This window comes from Rhizobacter sp. Root404, from assembly GCF_001425865.1.
Classification (GTDB): Bacteria; Pseudomonadota; Gammaproteobacteria; order Burkholderiales; family Burkholderiaceae_C; genus LMDS01.
This window is the reverse complement of the sequence record NZ_LMDS01000007.1, coordinates 43,592-62,151: the sequence shown is the minus strand read 5'-3', so window position 1 is coordinate 62,151 and position 18,560 is coordinate 43,592. Positions and strand designations below refer to the sequence as shown.

At 69.6% G+C, this 18,560-nt stretch carries 13 protein-coding genes; 7 read left to right on the top strand and 6 right to left on the bottom strand.

Annotation, left to right across the window (positions count from 1 at the left end; translation table 11 throughout):
• Positions 1 to 13: 13 nt before the first annotated feature.
• The 6 genes from atpA to ASC76_RS22580 all read left to right on the top strand — a co-directional run bounded on the left by atpA (position 14) and on the right by ASC76_RS22580 (position 5,215).
• Positions 14 to 1,567 (top strand): F0F1 ATP synthase subunit alpha, encoded by a 1,554-nt coding sequence (gene atpA / locus ASC76_RS22605; RefSeq protein WP_056472337.1) that lies wholly within the window; start codon positions 14 to 16, stop codon positions 1,565 to 1,567.
• A 17-nt stretch (positions 1,568 to 1,584) separates the two neighbouring features.
• Positions 1,585 to 2,466 (top strand): F0F1 ATP synthase subunit gamma, encoded by an 882-nt coding sequence (gene atpG, locus ASC76_RS22600; RefSeq protein WP_056472334.1) that lies wholly within the window; start codon positions 1,585 to 1,587, stop codon positions 2,464 to 2,466.
• Between the two features lie 29 nt (positions 2,467 to 2,495).
• Positions 2,496 to 3,908, top strand: a complete 1,413-nt coding sequence (gene atpD, locus ASC76_RS22595; RefSeq protein WP_056472332.1) for a F0F1 ATP synthase subunit beta — start codon at positions 2,496 to 2,498, stop codon at positions 3,906 to 3,908.
• A gap of 13 nt (positions 3,909 to 3,921) precedes the next feature.
• Positions 3,922 to 4,338 carry a F0F1 ATP synthase subunit epsilon gene (locus tag ASC76_RS22590; RefSeq protein ID WP_056472329.1) on the top strand — a complete coding sequence of 139 codons (417 nt, stop codon included), beginning with the start codon at positions 3,922 to 3,924 and terminating at the stop codon, positions 4,336 to 4,338.
• Between the two features lie 111 nt (positions 4,339 to 4,449).
• Positions 4,450 to 4,608: a hypothetical protein gene (locus ASC76_RS25620; protein ID WP_157615978.1), complete on the top strand. Its 159-nt coding sequence runs from the start codon at positions 4,450 to 4,452 to the stop codon at positions 4,606 to 4,608.
• 118 nt (positions 4,609 to 4,726) lie between these two features.
• A complete protein-coding gene (locus ASC76_RS22580) occupies positions 4,727 to 5,215 on the top strand; it encodes a response regulator (RefSeq protein WP_056472323.1) in 489 nt (162 codons plus the stop codon).
• On the opposite strand, the gene ASC76_RS22575 is transcribed toward ASC76_RS22580, so the two are convergent.
• Positions 5,172 to 6,146: an AEC family transporter gene (locus ASC76_RS22575; protein WP_056472321.1), complete on the bottom strand. Its 975-nt coding sequence runs from the start codon at positions 6,144 to 6,146 to the stop codon at positions 5,172 to 5,174. The genes ASC76_RS22580 and ASC76_RS22575 overlap by 44 nt on opposite strands.
• 44 nt (positions 6,147 to 6,190) lie before the next feature.
• Between ASC76_RS22575 and ASC76_RS22570 the strand changes: the two genes are divergently transcribed.
• Positions 6,191 to 8,269, top strand: a complete 2,079-nt coding sequence (locus ASC76_RS22570; RefSeq protein ID WP_235580562.1) for an ATP-dependent helicase — start codon at positions 6,191 to 6,193, stop codon at positions 8,267 to 8,269.
• Between the two features lie 16 nt (positions 8,270 to 8,285).
• On the opposite strand, the gene ASC76_RS22565 is transcribed toward ASC76_RS22570, so the two are convergent.
• The 5 genes from ASC76_RS22565 to ASC76_RS22545 all read right to left on the bottom strand — a co-directional run bounded on the left by ASC76_RS22565 (position 8,286) and on the right by ASC76_RS22545 (position 18,478).
• Entirely contained in the window at positions 8,286 to 10,388 is a 2,103-nt protein-coding gene (locus tag ASC76_RS22565) for a GGDEF domain-containing protein (RefSeq protein WP_056472319.1), read from the bottom strand.
• Positions 10,385 to 12,436 carry a diguanylate cyclase gene (locus ASC76_RS22560; RefSeq protein ID WP_082549402.1) on the bottom strand — a complete coding sequence of 684 codons (2,052 nt, stop codon included), beginning with the start codon at positions 12,434 to 12,436 and terminating at the stop codon, positions 10,385 to 10,387. Before ASC76_RS22560 ends, ASC76_RS22565 begins: the two co-directional genes overlap by 4 nt.
• A gap of 10 nt (positions 12,437 to 12,446) precedes the next feature.
• Positions 12,447 to 14,999: an EAL domain-containing protein gene (locus ASC76_RS22555; protein WP_056472314.1), complete on the bottom strand. Its 2,553-nt coding sequence runs from the start codon at positions 14,997 to 14,999 to the stop codon at positions 12,447 to 12,449.
• Positions 15,000 to 15,201: 202 nt separating this feature from the next.
• Entirely contained in the window at positions 15,202 to 16,644 is a 1,443-nt protein-coding gene (locus ASC76_RS22550) for a DUF1501 domain-containing protein (protein ID WP_056472311.1), read from the bottom strand.
• Between the two features lies 1 nt (position 16,645).
• Positions 16,646 to 18,478 carry a DUF1800 family protein gene (locus ASC76_RS22545; protein ID WP_056472308.1) on the bottom strand — a complete coding sequence of 611 codons (1,833 nt, stop codon included), beginning with the start codon at positions 18,476 to 18,478 and terminating at the stop codon, positions 16,646 to 16,648.
• Positions 18,479 to 18,560: the final 82 nt, after the last annotated feature.

Sequence of the window (18,560 nt, the reverse complement as noted above, 5' to 3'; positions counted from 1 at the left end):
ACCGGAGAGAGCAATGAACCTGAATCCCGCAGAAATTTCCGAACTGATCAAGAGCCGCATCGAGGGTCTCGGCGCGGCGACCGACATTCGCAACCAGGGCACCGTGGTGTCCGTGACCGACGGCATCTGCCGCGTCCACGGCCTGTCCGACGTGATGCAGGGCGAAATGCTCGAGTTCGCGCCGGCACCCGATGGCTCGCCGACCTTCGGCCTGGCGCTGAACCTCGAGCGTGACTCGGTCGGCGCCGTGATTCTGGGCGAATACGAGCACATCTCCGAAGGCGACGTGGTCAAGTGCACGGGCCGCATCCTCGAAGTGCCGGTCGGCCCCGAGCTGAAGGGCCGCGTCGTCAACGCGCTGGGCCAGCCGATCGACGGCAAGGGCCCGGTCGGCGCCAAGATGCAGATGCCGATCGAGAAGATCGCGCCGGGCGTGATCGCCCGCAAGTCGGTCGACCAGCCGATGCAGACCGGCCTGAAGTCCATCGACTCGATGGTGCCGATCGGCCGTGGTCAGCGCGAGCTGATCATCGGCGACCGCCAGACCGGCAAGACCGCCGTGGCGATCGACGCGATCATCAACCAGAAGGGTCAGAACATGACCTGCATCTACGTCGCGATCGGCCAGAAGGCCTCGTCGATCAAGAACGTGGTGCGCGCGCTCGAAGCCAACGGCGCGATGGAATACACCATCGTGGTCGCCGCGTCGGCCGCCGAATCGGCCGCGATGCAGTACGTGTCGGCCTACTCGGGCTGCACGATGGGCGAGTACTTCCGCGATCGCGGCGAAGACGCGCTGATCGTGTACGACGACCTGTCCAAGCAGGCCGTCGCCTACCGCCAGGTCTCGCTGCTGCTGCGCCGCCCGCCGGGCCGCGAAGCGTATCCGGGCGACGTGTTCTATCTCCACTCGCGTCTGCTGGAGCGCGCCGCGCGCGTGAATGCCGACTATGTCGAAGCGTTCACCAACGGCGCCGTCAAGGGCAAAACCGGCTCGCTGACCGCGCTGCCGATCATCGAAACGCAAGCCGGCGACGTGTCGGCGTTCGTGCCGACCAACGTGATCTCGATCACCGACGGCCAGATCTTCCTGGAGACCTCGCTGTTCAACGCCGGGATCCGCCCGGCGATCAACGCCGGCATCTCGGTGTCGCGCGTCGGCTCGTCGGCGCAGACCAAGATCATCAAGGGCCAGTCGGGCGGCATCCGTACCGACCTGGCGCAGTACCGTGAGCTGGCCGCGTTCGCGCAGTTCGCCTCCGACCTCGACGAAGCGACCCGCAAGCAGCTCGACCGCGGTGCCCGCGTGACCGAACTGCTGAAGCAGAACCAGTACTCGCCGCAGCCGATCAGCCTGATGGGCGCGACGCTGTTCGCGGTCAACAAGGGCTTCATGGACGACATCGACGTGAAGAAGATCCTCGCGTTCGAGCACGGCCTGCACACGCACCTGAAGACCAGCCACGCCGCGATGCTGAAGAAGATCGAGGACACCAAGGCGCTCGACAAGGATGCCGAGGCCGAGCTGTCCGGCGCGATCGCTGCGTTCAAGAAGTCCTTCGCCTGATCTAACTAGGAGCCGTCATGGCAGCAGGCAAAGAAATCCGCGGCAAGATCAAGAGCTTCGAGAACACGAAGAAGATCACCAAGGCCATGGAAATGGTCTCGGTCGCCAAGATGCGCAAGGCGCAGGACCGCATGCGCGCGGCGCGCCCGTACGCCGAGAAGATTCGCAGCCTGGCGGCCAACCTGTCGACCGCCACGCCCGAGTACAAGCACCCGTTCATGGTGAAGAACGAGTCCGCGAAGACCGCGGGCATGATCCTCGTCACGACCGACAAGGGCCTGTGCGGAGGCTTGAACACCAACGTGCTGCGCGCGGTCACCAACAAGTTCAAGGAACTCGAAGCGGCCGGCCAGAAGATCGAAGCGGTCGCGATCGGCAACAAGGGCTACGGCTTCCTGAACCGCATCGGCGCGCGTGTCGTCTCGCACGCCACGCAGCTCGGCGACAAGCCGACGCTCGAGAAGCTGATCGGCCCGGTCAAGGTGCTGCTCGACGCGTATGCCGAGGGCAAGCTGTCGGCCGTGTACCTGAGCTACACCAAGTTCATCAACACGATCAAGCAGGAGCCGGTGGTCGTGCAACTGCTGCCGCTCTCGGCCGAGAGCCTGGCCGCCGACAAGAACGCCGACGGCCAGACGCACGGCTGGGACTACATCTACGAGCCCGACGCGGCCACGGTGATCGACGAACTGCTGCTGCGCTACACCGAGGCGCTCGTGTTCCAGGCCCTGGCCGAGAACATGGCCTCGGAGCACTCGGCGCGCATGGTCGCGATGAAGGCCGCGACCGACAACGCGGGCAACCTGATCGGCGAACTCAAGCTGATCTACAACCGCACGCGCCAGGCCGCGATCACCAAAGAACTGTCCGAGATCGTCGCTGGTGCAGCGGCGGTTTGAGCATCCCGAATTGAGTCAAAGGAAAAATCATGGCTGACGTGCAAACCCAAGGCAAGATCGTCCAGTGCATCGGCGCTGTCGTGGACGTCGAATTCCCGCGCAACGCGATGCCGCACATCTACGACGCGCTGAAGATGGACGGCGGCGAGCTGACCCTCGAAGTCCAGCAGCAACTCGGCGACGGCGTGGTGCGCACCATTGCGCTCGGCTCGTCCGACGGCCTGCGCCGCGGCCTGATGGTGACGAACACCGGCAAGCCGATTTCGGTGCCGGTCGGTCGCGCGACGCTCGGCCGCATCATGGACGTGCTCGGTCGCCCGATCGACGAGCGCGGCCCGGTCTCGCAAGAGCTGACGATGTCGATCCACCGCAAGCCGCCGGCATACGACGAGCTGAGCCCGTCGCAAGACCTGCTCGAGACCGGCATCAAGGTGATCGACCTGATCTGCCCGTTCGCCAAGGGCGGCAAGGTCGGCCTGTTCGGCGGCGCCGGCGTCGGCAAGACCGTCAACATGATGGAGCTGATCAACAACATCGCGAAGGCGCACAGCGGCCTGTCGGTGTTCGCCGGCGTCGGCGAGCGCACCCGCGAGGGCAACGACTTCTATCACGAGATGGCCGACTCGAAGGTCGTCGACCTCGAGAACCTGCCCGAGTCGAAGGTCGCGATGGTCTACGGCCAGATGAACGAGCCGCCGGGCAACCGCCTGCGCGTCGCGCTGACCGGCCTGACGATCGCCGAATCGTTCCGTGACGAAGGCAAGGACGTTCTGTTCTTCGTCGACAACATCTACCGCTACACGCTGGCCGGTACCGAAGTGTCGGCGCTGCTGGGCCGGATGCCTTCCGCGGTGGGCTACCAGCCGACGCTGGCCGAGGAAATGGGCCGCCTGCAGGAGCGGATCACGTCGACCAAGGTCGGCTCGATCACCTCGATCCAGGCCGTGTATGTGCCGGCGGACGACCTGACCGACCCGTCGCCCGCGACGACCTTCGCCCACCTCGACTCGACCGTCGTGCTGTCGCGTGACATCGCCTCGCTGGGCATCTACCCGGCGGTCGACCCGCTCGACTCGACCTCGCGCCAGCTCGACCCGAACGTCGTCGGCGAAGACCACTACAACACCGCCCGCGCGGTGCAGGGCACGCTGCAGCGCTACAAGGAACTGCGCGACATCATCGCCGTGCTGGGCATGGACGAGCTGTCGCCGGAAGACAAGCTGGCCGTGGCCCGCGCGCGCAAGATCCAGCGCTTCCTGAGCCAGCCGTTCCACGTCGCCGAAGTCTTCACCGGCTCGCCGGGCAAGTACGTGCCGCTGAAGGAAACCATCCGCGGCTTCAAGATGATCGTCGCCGGCGAGTGCGATTCGCTGCCGGAGCAGGCGTTCTACATGGTCGGCACCATCGACGAGGCCATCGAGAAGGCCAAGAAGATCAACTGATCGGAGCATCACGATGGCCACCCTGCAAGTCAGTGTCGTCTCCGCCGAAGGCAGCATCTTCGAAGGCGAGGCGAAGTTCGTCGCGCTGCCGGGCGAGGGCGGCGAGCTCGGCATCCTGCCGCGCCACACGCCGTTGATCACCCGGATCAAGCCGGGCGCGGTGCGCATCGAGCGTGCCGACAATGGCGAGGAAGAATTCGTGTTCGTCGCCGGCGGCATCCTCGAGGTGCAGCCCGGCACGGTGACCGTGCTGGCCGACACCGCGATCCGCGGCCACGACCTCGACGAAGCCAAGGCGAACGAAGCCAAGCGCCTGGCCGAGGACGCGATGAAGAACGCCAAGAGCGACATCGACTTCGCGAAAGCGCAAGGCGAGTTCGCGGCGATGGCAGCGCAGATCGCGGCGATCCGCAAGTTCCGCGGCAAGTAATCCCGGCCTTGATCAGAAGCCCGCCGGCGCCGCGCGTCGAGCGGGCTTTTTCGTGGGCGCGCGCAAACGACCCGCATGCGTTACCCTGCGACCCCACCAACGGAGAATCGCATGGCCATCCAGGCACAACGCAATCGAGCACGACTTCATGTTCTCCGCGACAACGTCCATCGCGCCAAGCGCGATGTGAAGCGCAAGCTGCCGGGAGCGGCAGAGCGGCTCAAGGCCCACCAGGCCGTTCGCCTCGCCTTCGCTGAGAACGGAAAGTAAAGGCTCGCCATCCTCGCTCGCCGCCTGGCGAGTGAGGTGGTTATTGATCTCGTGTATCAGAAGTGACAAAGTAACGCGACCCAGCCCGGACATCCCGCAAGCCGCACACGGTGGCAGCATGGACGCGTTCAACGACAGACCCCCGATCCGCCACGACGTCGGAGACGCCGACCGCAGAGACAGCGCGGACCCTCGGCGCGCCCTGCTGGACCGGCACCGTGGCGCACGCATCCTGGTGGCCGAGGACAACGAGGTCAACCAGATCGTCGTGCAGGAGCTGCTGGAGGCCGCTGGCTGCACGGTCGACATGGCCGCCAACGGCGGCGAAGCGGTGAAGCTGGCCCGCGAAGGCCGCTACGACCTGATCCTGATGGACGTGCACATGCCGGTGATGGACGGCCTGGCCGCGACCCGCGCATTGCGTGCCTGGCCCGGGTGGGCGACTCCGATCCTGGCGATGACCGCGGACCTGTTCGACGCGAGCCGGCAGGACTGCCGCGAAGCCGGCATGGACGATTTCGTGATCAAGCCGTTTCGACCCGACGATCTCTACGCGGCCCTGCTCAAGTGGCTGCCGCCGGATGCAGGAGCCACGCCACCAGCGTGAAGCTCGCGAACGCAAGCACGGTCGAGGCCATGATGATCCGCGCCACGCGGCCGTTGTCGGCGCCGTAGCGCTCGGCCAGCAGCGACACGTTGCTGGCGCTCGGCAGCGCAGCCGCGAGCACCAGGATGGTCAGGCCGAACGCCGGCACATCGACGCCAGTCGCCCGCAGGCCCAGACCGACGGCGCCCACCAGCAGCGGATGCACCAGCAGCTTGATCAGCGCCGCCGGCAGATAGTCGCCCAGCGCCGTGCGGCTGTGGGCGTGCTGACCGGCCCGCCAGAGCACGGCGCCGATCGTGAACAGCGCCACCGGCGACGCCGAATCGGCGAGCATCTTCACGACCTGCGCGGCGGCCGCGGGCAACTGCAGCGCCGTCGCGGCCGCCAGCGCCCCCAGCGCGATGGCCCAGGGTTGCGGGTTGGTCGCCGCGCCGCGCAGGGCGCGCAGGGCAACCACCGGCCACGCCGCATCGCCCCGCGCCCCGTGTCCGTGCGCCTGCGCGAGTGCCAGGCACAGCGTGCTGGTGAGGAACAGGTCGACCAGCAGGGTGCCGATGACCGGGCCCGATGCCGCATCGCCGAACAGCGCGACGAGCAGCGGCACACCCATGAAGCCGCTGTTCGGGAACGCCGCCACCAGGGCGCCGAACGCGCCGTTCTTCAAGCCCACGCGGCGCAGCGTCAGCGCGACCGTGAGGCCGACGATCCCCAGCGCACACAACGCGTAGACCGCGATCAGCGCCGGGTCGATCAGCCGCGCGAACGGCATGCTCGCGCCGAAGCGAAACAGCATGCAGGGCAGCGCGAAGTACAGCACGTAGGCGTTGAGGCCGGGTATCGCGGCCTCGGGCAGCAGCCGCCGCTGCGCCGCCACGAAGCCCAGCAACACCAGCGCGAAAAACGGGATCGTGACGGTCAGGATCGCTTGCATGTTCCGGCGAGTATCGCAAGCGATTTGCGCGGGGAGCGGTGGCTATGATGGCGCCCTTCCGCCCCGCCAACGACGTGTCCTCCGCCCCCGATCCCCTCAACCCTGCGCAGCTCGACGCCGTGCACCACCTGAGCGGACCCTGCCTCGTGCTCGCGGGTGCCGGCTCGGGCAAGACACGCGTGATCACGCACAAGATCGCGCGGCTGCTGCAGGCCGGCTACGCGCCGGGCCAGATCGCTGCGATCACGTTCACCAACAAGGCGGCGCAGGAGATGCGCGAGCGCGCGAAGGCGTTGATCGGCCCGCGCGCGGCCAAGCACCTGGTCGTCAGCACGTTCCATTCGCTGGGTGTGCGCATCCTGCGCAGCGAGTACGAGAAGCTCGGGCTGAAGCAGCAGTTCAGCATTCTCGACAGCGACGACGTGCTCGGCATCCTGAAGGAAGCCGGCGCGAGCAGCGACAACGCCCTCGCGCGCCGCTGGCAGTGGACGATCAGCCTGTGGAAGAACGAGGGCCTGCACAGCGGCACCGTGGAACCGGCGAACGCCGACGAGCAGGTCGCGCAGCGCGTGATGCAGCGCTACGAGGAGCGGCTCGCCGCCTACCAGGCGGTCGACTTCGACGACCTGATCGGCCTGCCGCACCGCCTGCTGCAGCGCGACGCCGAGGTGCGCGCCAAATGGCAGGACACGCTGCGCTACCTGCTGGTCGACGAGTACCAGGACACCAACGCGATCCAGTACGAGATGCTGAAGTCGCTGGCCGGCGAGCGGGCCATGTTCACCGCCGTGGGCGACGACGACCAGAGCATCTACGGCTGGCGCGGTGCGACGATCGACAACCTGAAGCGCCTGCCGCAGGACTATCCCAGCCTGAAGGTCATCGCGCTCGAACAGAACTATCGCTCGACGGGCCACATCCTGCGCGCCGCGAACATGGTGATCGGGAACAACCCGAAGCTGTTCGAGAAGAAGCTGTGGAGCGCGTTCGGCGACGGCGAACCGGTACGCGTGATCGAGTGCGACAACGAGGAGCACGAGGCCGAGCGGGTCGTCGCGCGCTTCCAGGCCCTGCAGGCGGCCGGCACCGTCGAGTTCAAGGACTTCGCGGTGCTGTACCGCGCCAACCACCAGGCGCGCGTGTTCGAGAAGGCGTTGCGCAAGGCCGGCATCCCGTACAAGGTCTCGGGCGGGCAGAGCTTCTTCGACCGCGCCGAGATCAAGGACCTGTGCGCCTGGCTGCGCCTGATCGTCAACAACGACGACGACCCCGCGTTCCTGCGCGCGGTGACGACGCCCAAGCGCGGCATCGGCCACCAGACGCTCGCCACGCTCGGCGAGTTCGCCGGCAAGTGGAAGACCAGCCTGTACGAGGCGCTGTTCGCCGAGAGCCTCGGTTCGGTGCTGAGCGGCCGCGCGCTCGGCTCGCTGCACGAGTTCGGCCGCTACGTGAACGACTTCGAGTTCCGCGGCCGTCAGACCACCGGTGCCGAGGACGCGAAGGTGCTGCTGTCCGGCTGGCTCAAGGACCTCGATTACGAGAAGCATCTGCACGACGGCGAGGACAGCGAGAAGCTCGCCGCCGCGCGCTGGAGCAACGTGCTCGACTTCGTCGACTGGATCGCCAAGCGTTGCGGCGGCGAGTTGGAGAACGATGGCGGCTTGGCCATCGAGAGCGAGAAGAAGAGCGTGCTCGAGGTCGCGCAGACGATCTCGGTGATCATCAGCCTGGCCGAGCGCGGCGACGACCAGAACGTCGTCACGCTGTCGACGCTGCATGCCGCCAAGGGACTGGAATGGCCGCACGTCGTGCTGGCCGGCGTCAACGAAGGCCTGCTGCCGTTCCGCAGCGAGGACGACGACATGACCGTCGAGCGGCTGGAAGAGGAACGACGGCTGATGTACGTCGGCATCACGCGCGCGCGCACCACGCTGGGCGTGAGCGTGCTGCGGCGGCGCAAGCGCGGGCGCGAGTTCATCGCCGGCGTGCCGAGCCGCTTCGTCAAGGAGATGAAGCTCGACGAGGTCACCGCGAAGGAAGATCCGCGCGAGAAGCTGAAGGCCTTGCGCGCGGCCGCTGCGGCGCGGGCGCAAAAGGCGGCTGCCGAGGCGCCGCTGCGCTGACGCGCATTGCGCGGCGTCAGGCGGCGTGCAGGGTCTCGCGCAGGTCCGGCCCGGGTGTCTGCAGCAGCGTCACGCGGCCGTCGCGCCAGGCGCGGTCGAAGTCGGACTCGATGTCGTGCAAGGCCTCGCGTGTCGCCGCGGTCGACGACGCGATGCCGACCGCGCGGTTGCGGCCCTGGTTCTTCGCGGTGTAGAGGGCCATGTCGGCCAGATTGACCGCCTGCTCCCACGGCACCTCGGCGCCGTACGGCGGCAGCGGGAAGCGCGCGTAGCCGATCGAGGCCGTCACGCGCAGCGCCTGGGCGCCGACCGTCACCGGCGTCTGCCCGATGATGCGCAGCACCCGCGCTGCCATCTGCTCGGCCTGCTCGGGGGCCGCGCGCGGCGCGAGGATCAGGAACTCCTCGCCGCCCCAGCGCACGACCAGGTCGTCGCTGCGCACCGCTTCGTTCAGGCGCCGCGCGACCTCGATGAGCACCTGGTCGCCGGCGGCATGGCCGCTCACGTCGTTGACGCGCTTGAAGTGGTCGATGTCCACCAGCAGCAGCGCGCCGTCGAAGCCGCCGCTGCTGCACAGCCGGGACATCACGGCATGGAAGTGGCGCCGGTTCGCGAGGTTGGTCAGCGGGTCGCGTTCGCTCTGCGCCTGCAGTTGCACGTGGCTCGCCGCGAGGCGGGCATGCGTGTCGCGCACGCGCCGGTACAGGATCACGACCAGCACGATCGCCAGCAGCATCACCGCCGCGAGCAGCCACCAGATGCGCTGCTGCAGGTCGCGGCTGGCGAGCGCCTCGGTCTTCAGCGCGTTGTCGCGGGCCAGCAGTTCGATGTCGCGCTGGCGCGCATCGGCATCGTTGCGGCTCTGCATCTCCTTCAGCGCGATGCTGCGGTTCGCGCTCATCACTTCGGCACTCAGGGCGCGTTCGCGGTGGTAGAGCTCCAGTGCGCCCCGTGCATCGCCGGCGGCGGCGAGGGCCTCGCCGAACTCCTGCAGCGTGCCGACCTGGCGGCCGGTCTCGCCGCTGCGCTGCCAGAGTTCGAGCAGTTCGGCCAGGTCGCGCTTGCCCTCGGCCAGGCGCCCCAGGCCGATCTTCGCGATGCCGGCGTTGTTGAGCAGCACGCGTTCGTTGCGCACGTCGTTGTGGCGCCGCACGATGACCAGCGCCCGGTCGGCCGCGCGCAGCGCATCGGCCGGGCGGTCCAGGCGCGCGTAAGCGTCGCTGAGGTTGTTCAGCAGCATGGCTTCGAGGCGCGGCGCCTGGGCCAGTACGGCCAGCGCGAGCGCCTCCTCGAGGTGCCGCAGGCCGGCGCGGCGGTCGCCCTGCATGTTCGCCAGGCGGGCCTCGACATTGCTGACCCGCGCCTGCAGCGCCTGGTCGTCGCTGTCGTTGGCGAGTCGCCGGGCCTGCTGAACCAGTTGCTGCGCCCGTTCGCGTTCGCCCCGCACCTGTGCCGCCAGGGCCAGCGAGCCGAGGTTGGCGATGCGGCGGCGCGCATCGGCGGCCCATTCGGCGAGCACCAGCGCGCTCTGGGCCATGCTTTGGACGGTGACGGACAGGCCCTGGCTGAGCGCGCGGCCTTCGAGGATGGCGAGGACGCGCCAGGCGGCGCGGTAGTCGCACTCCGGCGCGGGCGCGCTCGCTGCCGGCGGCCCGCCGGGGCAACCGGCGTGGAGTGCCGGCAGCGCCGACTGCGCCAGCGCCGCGGCGACGTCCAGCTGCCCGGCGTTCTCCGCCAACGCGGCGCGCACGAGGTTCGATGCCGCCATCCAGCGGCCCTGCGGGTCCTCGACAGCGCTGGCGAGAAGCTGTTCGGCGATCGTGCTCGCGCGCGCTGCATGGCCCGTCTGCGCCTCGACCAGTCCCATGCCCAGCAGCACCGCGCGCTGGTCGGCGGCAGCCGAGAGCCCCGGGTCGCGGCGCATCGCCTCGAGCGTCGCGATCGCCTGGGCGGGGCGCTCGTAGCCGGCGGTGACGATCGCGTCGATGCGCTGCGCCACCGGATCATCCTTGGGGGCGGCCACCGTGGTCTTCGCCGCGCCGGGCGCATTCGCCGCGGCGGGCAGTGCCGTCGCTGCCAGCGCCAGCGCGCACGCGAAGAGGGCCAGGCGCGGCTTCATGCGGCCACCGCCAGTGGGGTGCGCCCTTGGAGCAGCGTGAGCGCCACCTGGCCGTCGCGCCAGGCAGTTTCCAGCGAGCACGTGATCGCCTCGATCGACGCTTCGTCGCGCGCATGGAGCAGGCGGACGCCGTAGGCCCGGTTGCGGCCGTGGGCCTTGGCGAGGTACATGGCGGTGTCGACGAGGTTGATGGCGCGCTCCCAGGTCACGCGCACCAGGGCCGGGCCGATCGGGAACGTCGCGTAGCCGATCGAGGCCGTCACGGCGATGCGCTGTTTCTCGCAGACCACCGGCGTGCGGTCGAGCGCGCCGAGCATGCGCTGCGCCAGCGTGTCGACCTGGTCCGGCGCGAGTGCCTGCACGACGACGAGGAACTCCTCGCCGCCCCAGCGCACGATCAGGTCCTCCTCGCGCAGCGTCTCGCGCAGGCGCTTCGCGACTTCGACCAGCACCGCGTCGCCGGCACTGTGGCCGTGGCGGTCGTTGACGTGCTTGAAGTGATCGATGTCGACCAGGTACACGGTGCCGGTCAGCTTGCCGTCGTCGGCGAGCTGCCGCATCACGCTCTGGAAGTGGCGGCGGTTGGCCAGACCGGTGAGCGGGTCGCGCTCGCCCTGCACCTTGAGCATCTCGTTGCTCGTCGTGAGCTGTCGGTTGGTCTGGCGCACGCGGCGGTACAGCAGCCCGACGACCGCGAACGACATCACGAACGCCGCCGCCAGCAGCCACCACAGGTGCTGCTGCAGGTCGCGCCGGTGCAACTGCTCGGCCTTGATCTCGTTCTCGCGGTTCAGCAAGGCCAGTTCACGGCTGCGCCGGTCGGCGTCGTACTGCTCCTGCATCGCGAGGATGGACTTCTGCTGGTCGTCGCGCAGCAGCGTCGTCGCCAGCCGGCGGTGCTGGTGGTAGGCGCTGGCGGCGCCCGCGAGGTCGCCGGCCTTCTCGAGGTAGGTGCCGAGTTCCTCCAGCGTGTCGGTCACGCCGGTCAGCGAGCCGCGCCCCTCGTCGATCGCGATCGCGTCGCGCACGTAGCGCTTGCCGAGCTCGAGGTGCTGCAACGCGATGTGCGCCAGCCCCATGTTGGCCAGCGCGACCATCTCGATGTTGGCGTCCTTGAGGTCGCGGGCCAGCGGCAGCGCCGCTTCGGCGCGGGTCAGGGCGATCCGGTACTCGCCGTTCTTCAGGAAGAAGTCGGCCAGGTTCGCGAGGTAGCGCGCTTCGTCGGCCTTCGCGCCGGCGCGGCGTGCCGCGACGATTGCGGCCTCGAACGAGCGGCGTTCGCCGAGCTGGTCGCCCAGGCTGTCGAGCACGATGCCGACGACGGTCAGGGCACGCCCGAGCGACACCGGATCGTCGGCCTTCTCGGCGATCGCCACCGCCTCGCCGCCGATCGCGCGCGCCCGCTCGAACTGCTTGGCGCCGTAGTAGCTGTACGCGAGCGCGCTGCGCGCCTCGGACTGCCGCCACGGATCGCCCTGCGCGTCGGCGATCGCGAGCACTTCGTGGTGCATCCGCACGGCCGCTTCGAGCTGGCCGGCGTGGTCCTTGATGTAGCCGTGGGTGAAGATGTAGCGGAAGCGCTCGCGCGGCAGCAGCATCGTCGGCAGCGTGGCCATCACCTCCTGCATCATCGCGTCGGCGCGCTGCAGGTTGCCGTCGCGCGCGACCGAGCGGGCCCGTACCAGTTTCGCGGCGGAGCCGGCCGCGGCGGCGTTCGGGGCGCCCGGCTCGCGGGCCCAGGCCTCGAGCCGGGTGGCCGCGGGTTCGATGCTGTCGGCGGGCGCCCCGGCGGCCAGCACGAGGCCCTGGACGGTCAACAGCTCCAGGCGCTGCGCACCGTGCGGGGCGGTCGCCGGCAGCAGCGCTTCGAGCGCCTGCGCGGCGTCGAACGGGCGCCCGCGGCCGCTGTCCTCCAGCGCGAGGATCCGGGCGGTCACGCTGTCGAACGACTGCGCGCGCGCCGGCACCAGCGTGGCACCTGCCAGCGTCAGCGCTGCACACCAGCCCAAGCCAAGGCACCAGCGGCGGAGGGTGGCGGCGCGGCTCATCGTCGGGGCCTCAGCTCACCGCCACCAGGACGGGGCGCATCGTCTGGGCCAGCAGCGCGACCAGCGCCGCTTCGGGCATCGGCTTGCCGAACAGGTAGCCCTGGTATTCGTCGCAGCCCTCGCGGCGCAGGAAGTCGAGCTGGTCGCGCCGCTCGACGCCCTCGGCGACGACATGCAGGCCGAGCGAGTGGCCCATCGCGATGATGGCGCGGGTCAGCGCGGCGTCGTCGCTGTCGGCGGGGATGTCATTGACGAACGAGCGATCGATCTTCACGCAGTCGACCGGGAAGCGCTTGAGCGCCGCCAGCGACGAGTAGCCGGTGCCGAAATCGTCCATCGCCAGTCGCACGCCGATCGCCTTGAGCCGGCGCATGGTCGCCTCGGCCGCGTCGGGCTGGTCCATCACCGCGCTCTCGGTCAGTTCGAGCTCGATCTGGTGCGGCGCGCAGCCGGCGATCGCCAGCATCTCGGCGACCTCGTCGACCAGCCGCGGGTTCTTGAACTGGCGCGCGCTGACGTTGACCGACATCGTCAGGCCGGTCGCGCCGGACTCGTGCAGCCGTCGCAGCGCGGCGGCGGCCTGGCGCATCACCCACGCGCCCATCGGCACGATCAGGCCGGTCTCTTCGGCGATGTCGATGAAGTGCCCGGGCGCCAGCAGGCCGCGCTCCGGGTGCTGCCAGCGCACCAGCGCTTCCATGCCGGCCGGGCGGCCGGTGATCACGTCGACGCGGGGCTGGTAGTGCAGCACGAGCTGGCCGAGGTCGATCGCGGTGCGCAGTTCGAGTTCGAGGTTCAGGCGCGCTTCGGCCGGCCCGCCGTCGTGCGCGCCGAACAGCGCAAAGCCGTCGCGGCCCGCGGCCTTGGCGCGGTACATCGCGATGTCGGCGTGGCGCAGCAGCGTCTCGACGTCGGTCCCGTCCTGCGGGAACACCGCGATACCGGCCGACACGGTGACGTGGTGCTGGATGCCGCTGCGCAGTTCCACCGGCACGCGCAGCGCGCCGAGGATGCGTTCGGCGATCTCGGCCGCATGGGACGCGTCGCGCACGTCGTGCAGCAACAGGCACATCTCGTCGCCACCCATGCGGGCGACGAGGTCGCGGCCGCGCACCACGTGCTTCATGCGGCTCGCGAGTTCCTGCAACAGGTGATCGCCGGCGGCATGGCCGAGCGTGTCGTTGATGACCTTGAAGCGGTCGACGTCGACGAAGATGACCGCGAACTGGCTCGAATCGCGCGTGCTGTGGTCGAGCGCCTTGCCGACCGCGAACTGGAAGGTCGCGCGGTTCGGCAGCGTCGTCAGCTCGTCGTGCTCGGCCAGGAACAGCGCGCGGCGCTCGGCGACCATCACGTCGGTCACGTCGCTGGTCAGGATGTAGACGCCGCTGACGCCACCGTCGGCGCGCACCTTCGGCATGTACATGATGTTGAACCAGCGGCCGCGCGAGAGCTCGGTGCCGGTCACCCGGTGGTCGATCGCGAAGGTCTGGCCCGCGAGCGCGCGCTCGATGTGCGGGCGCAGGATGCTGTAGTGCTCCTCGCCGAAGATCTCGAGCGCGGTGCGGCCGAGCATCTGCTCGGGCGACTTGCCGAGCCAGCGCTGGTAGTTGCGGTTGACGAACTGGTAGCGCTGCTCGTTGTCGACGAATGCGACCATCGCCGGGATGTTGTCGGTGATCGTGCGCAGCTCTTCCTCGCTGTGGCGCAGGCGGTGGCGCGAGTCGAGCAGGCGCTGGTAGGGCGAGCGGATGCTGTCGGCGACGATGGTGCGGTAGACCATCCAGAAGCCCGCGACCTTGTAAAGGTGGCCCGCGACCAGCGCGAGGTCGCTCAGCCGCGTGAACATCGTGAACACCGCTTCGCCGATGGCCATCAGCGCGGCGGCGCACAGCAGCGAGGGCACGTCGAACGGCGGCGGCGCGGCGGCCGTGGTGCGACGCACCAAGAGCGCCGCGGCAATGAGGAACATCGCGACCAGCACGCCCTCGCCGGCATGCTTCAGGAAGGTCAGCGACTGGCCTTCGATCACCAGCGCCGGCAGGCTCTCGCGCCAGCCGAACACCCAGCCGAGCACGATCAGCACGTAGGCCACGACCGCCAGCGGTGCGTGCCGCGTCCAGCGCGGCTGGTCGTCGGCGCGCCAGGGCAGCGCCGCGACGCACAGCATCGCCGCCGCGATCAGCAGCCGGCCGGCCATGAACAGCGCGGCCGCGCGGGTTGCGTCGTTGACGCCGGCCAGATCGGGCATGCCGGGGAACGACAGCGTGTGGGCCAGGTCGAGCAGCAGCGCGCCCCCGCAGGCGCTGCCGAGCACGTTGACGCTGCGCGGCACCTCGAGCTCGCGGGCGTTCCACGCGACCGCGGCGATCGCGCCGCAGACCAGCATCGAGCTGAGCTCGAGCAGGGTGTGCCACTGGATGTAGGTCAGGCCGCCCCAGACGTCGGGCAGGCGCACCGGGGACCACCAGAGCGCGAACATCGGCACCAGCGCCAGCGCGAGCAGGACGGCCTGGCGGCGGCCGTGCACCGCGCTGATCGAGGGCACGGCGGTGCCCGGCATGGCGCTCGCTGGATCGTTGCCCTGGGGGAAAGAAGTCATCGCCTGGTGCCCGGTTGCAGTCGCGGCGCGTCGAGCGCCGCCCGCGAGCCGGCCGTCAGGGGCGATGGCAGCTCGCGGTCAACCGTCTTCGGCCGGACCCCCGGGCGCTTGAGGGAAATGTGAATTCATCCGTTAACTATTTGGGTGTCGCGCGCCGGCGGCCTCAGAGGAACGCCAGCCGCCGGGCCGTCCCGAAGTTCTTCAGGTTCGGCAGCACCGTGTCCAGCTGGGCGTCGGTGGCGCCGAACCAGCCGAGCAGCGTGGCGGCGTACTGGTCGACCGCGGTGGTCGGGATCCAGCGGCCCTGCAGCTCCCACGCCTCCTGGCCGACGTCGTTCGGCCCGCCGAGCACCAGTTCCGGGTAGCTGCCGTAGGTCAGCCCGCCCCTGACCGCGCCCCCCATCACCAGGTGCTGGTTGCCCCAGGCGTGGTCGGTGCCGGTGCTGTTGTTCGGCGCGAACGTGCGGCCGAAATCGCTCTGCGTGAAGGTCGTGACCGCGTTGGCCAGGCCCAGGTTGGTCAGCGCGGCGTTGAAGGCGGCCAGCGCGTCGCCCAGTTCCTTCAGCAGCCGGGCGTGGTCGCCTTCCAGCGGGCTGCCGGTGACGAGCTGGTTGCCGTGGGTGTCGAAGCCGCCCATCGACGCGAAGAAGAGCTGCCGGTTGCCCTGCACGGTGGCGTTGCCGGCGATCAGCTTGGCGAGCTGGTAGAGCTGGTTGCCCAGGCCGCTGGTGATCTTGCCGGCCGCGGTGATCGGCGCGAACGCGGTGTCGATCGCGGCGATCGCCTCCGGGTCACCGGGCTTCGTCTTGACCAGTGCGCCGAGGCGGGCCGACATCGCGAACGCGTCGCGTTGCGCGGCGGTGTAGGCGTCGGCCAGCGCCACGTCCTGCGGAGCGGCATAGAGCGCGTCGATCGCGGCCTTGCGGGCGAGCTGCGGCGCCCAGGTGTCGCCGGGTTGCAGGCCGTAGGCGCCGAAGGTCGATCCCGGGCCGGGCAGCAGCAGCGGCGTCTGCAAGGTCGACAGGCCGAAGCGCGCGCTGCCGGCGACCGAGATCACGGGGTTGACCGTGGCCAGCGTCTCCGACGCGCGCCCGCCCCAGCCGGTGCGGGCCAGCGCGTCGCCGGTGCCGGATTCCCACAGGATCTGCTGATCGGAGTGCGAGAACAGGCTGTCCGGCAGCACCTCGGAGTTGGCCGCCGCGGCCCGGTACTGGGCCTTGGTCAGCGGCTGCACCAACGGGCCGACGTTGAACACCGGCGCCAGGCGCCCGGCGCTCCACGCGCCAGCGAGCGCGGACATCGCCGGATGCAGCGCGTAGTTCACGCCGGCCAGCGGCACCAGGCTGGCCTTCGGGATCGCCAGGCCCTTGCGGACCGTCGCGTACTGGTCGTAGCGGGCGGTGTCGGTCGGCACGATCATGTTCATGCCGTCGTTGCCGCCGTACAGGAAGATGCAGACCAGCGCCTTGTAGTCGGCGGCGTAGGCCGGGCGCGCGTGCATCAGGTTGGCGAGTGTGCCGGCGCCGAGCGCGCTGGCGAGCGTGGCGCCGCTGCCGAGCAGCCAGCGGCGGCGGGTCGTGGTCGGGGTCGTGGAGGTGGTCTTCATCTCAGCGCATCACCTGGTAGTTGGGCGAGCCGAACACGAGGTAGGCGGCGGCCTTGACCCGGTTCGTCTTCCAGTTCGTCGGGTCGTTCTGATCGGTCCACCAGGCGACGGCGGCGATCACCTTGTCGCGCGGCGCGGCCGGCAGCGGCGCGCCGGTGGCGAGCACCGAGAGCCGGTCGACCAGCCCCGCAGCGTCGGCCGCGCTGGTCGTGAAGGCGTTGAGATCGACCTTGTTGCCGACCGCGTTCGGCACGTCCGCCTCCGGTGGCGAGCCGCCCCAGTCGAGCAGGTAGGTCAGGTAGTTCAGGCGCTCGAGCGCGGCGTTGGCGCTGTGGACGCCGAATTCCGGACCGACCAGCGCGGTGCCGGGCACCGGGTAATCCGGCGGGTAGAAATTGAACACCGACGGCGGGCGGAACACATGCTGGCGCAGGCTGGCGCCCCACCACCAGCTCAGCGCATGACCGTCGGTCTGGCCGTTCAGCGCGCGCAGCACGCCCGCGAACATCAGCGCCGGCTCGCGCAGGCGACCGGCGTTGCGGGCGGGGGTCGCGCTGCGCGCTTCGGCGTCGAGCAGTACAGCGCTGACGGTGGCGGCAAGGTCGCCCTTCACGCCGGTCCCGACGCTGCCGTACTTGCCGGCGTTGAACGCTGCGGCGACGCGGCCCACGTAGGCCGGCGACGGGTTGCTCGCGACGAGGTGCTGGATCAGCTGCTTGCCGATGAAGGGGCCGATGTTGGGGTGCGCCATCAGGCTGTCGAGCACCGCTTCGAGCGCGGGCGCGGCGGCCGTGCCGGCGGCGACGGTGATGCCGGACAGCAGCTTGCGCTCGGCCGTGTCGTGGAAGCTCGCGACCGGCACCATGTCGCCGCCGTAGTAGCGGCAGTTCAGGCCCTTGGGCCAGCAGCCCCACGCCGTGGCGCCGCCGGCCGGGTAGGTCCAGCCGGTCATCGCGTAGGCATACGAGCGCACCGTGCCGTTGCCGTAGGTGGCGGTGCAAACGCCGCCCTTGAGGCTGCCGTCGGCGTTCAGTTCGCAGGTGCCGACGCTGAACAGCTGCAGCAGCTCGCGCGCGAAGTTCTCGTTCGGCGCGGCCTTGTCGTTGTTCGCGTTGTTCAGGAAGTCGCCCATCACCGGCGACAGCGCCACCTTCGTCAGCACCTGGCGGTAGTTGCCGAAGGCGTTGTCGAGCAGGTTGTTGTAGTAGAGGCGGAAGCCGTAGGTGCCGCTGACCTCGAGGTTGTTGATCACCACGATCTGTTGCAACGCGAACGCGACGCGCTGGCGCAGCTGATCGGGCTGGTTGACGGCGTTGCGGTAGAAGTCCCAGAGCAGCGGCTCGGTCGATGACCAGTCGCGCCAGCAGTTGCTGCCCTTGCCGTCGCAGAAGTCGCCGCTGCCGGTGTACTGGTGCACCTCGCCACCATTGCCGCCGCTGTAGCGGGATGCACTCGAGGCCAGCTGCGCGGTGAGCCACGCCTGCGCGCCCTGGCTCCTGATCGACGCGACCAGCGCCTCGGTCGGGCCAAAGCTCGCCTGGGCCGCGAGGCGCACCGCATCGGCGGTCGTCATCGCGCGGGCGGGGGCGGGAGCGGGGCCCGGGGCAGGTGCCGGCGCGGGGGACGGCGCGGGAGACGGCGCCGGTGCACGCTTCTTCAGCGCTTCCTGGTCGGTCGTGCCGGCGGCGAGCGTGCTGTCGGTGCTGCCCGCGTCGCCGGTGCTGCCGCCGCCGCACGCACTGAGCAATACCGCGGTGCCGAGCAGTGCGCTGGTCCGGCGCCAGGTCAGTGCGATACCGAAGCGGCGCAGCATCGTGTCTTGAGCTGAATTCATCGTTTCAACTGCTTTCGAAGAGCTTGAATCCTGGCGCGCGCCGGTTACACAACCGACCACGCAGGTCGCGGTTGTCACCGTC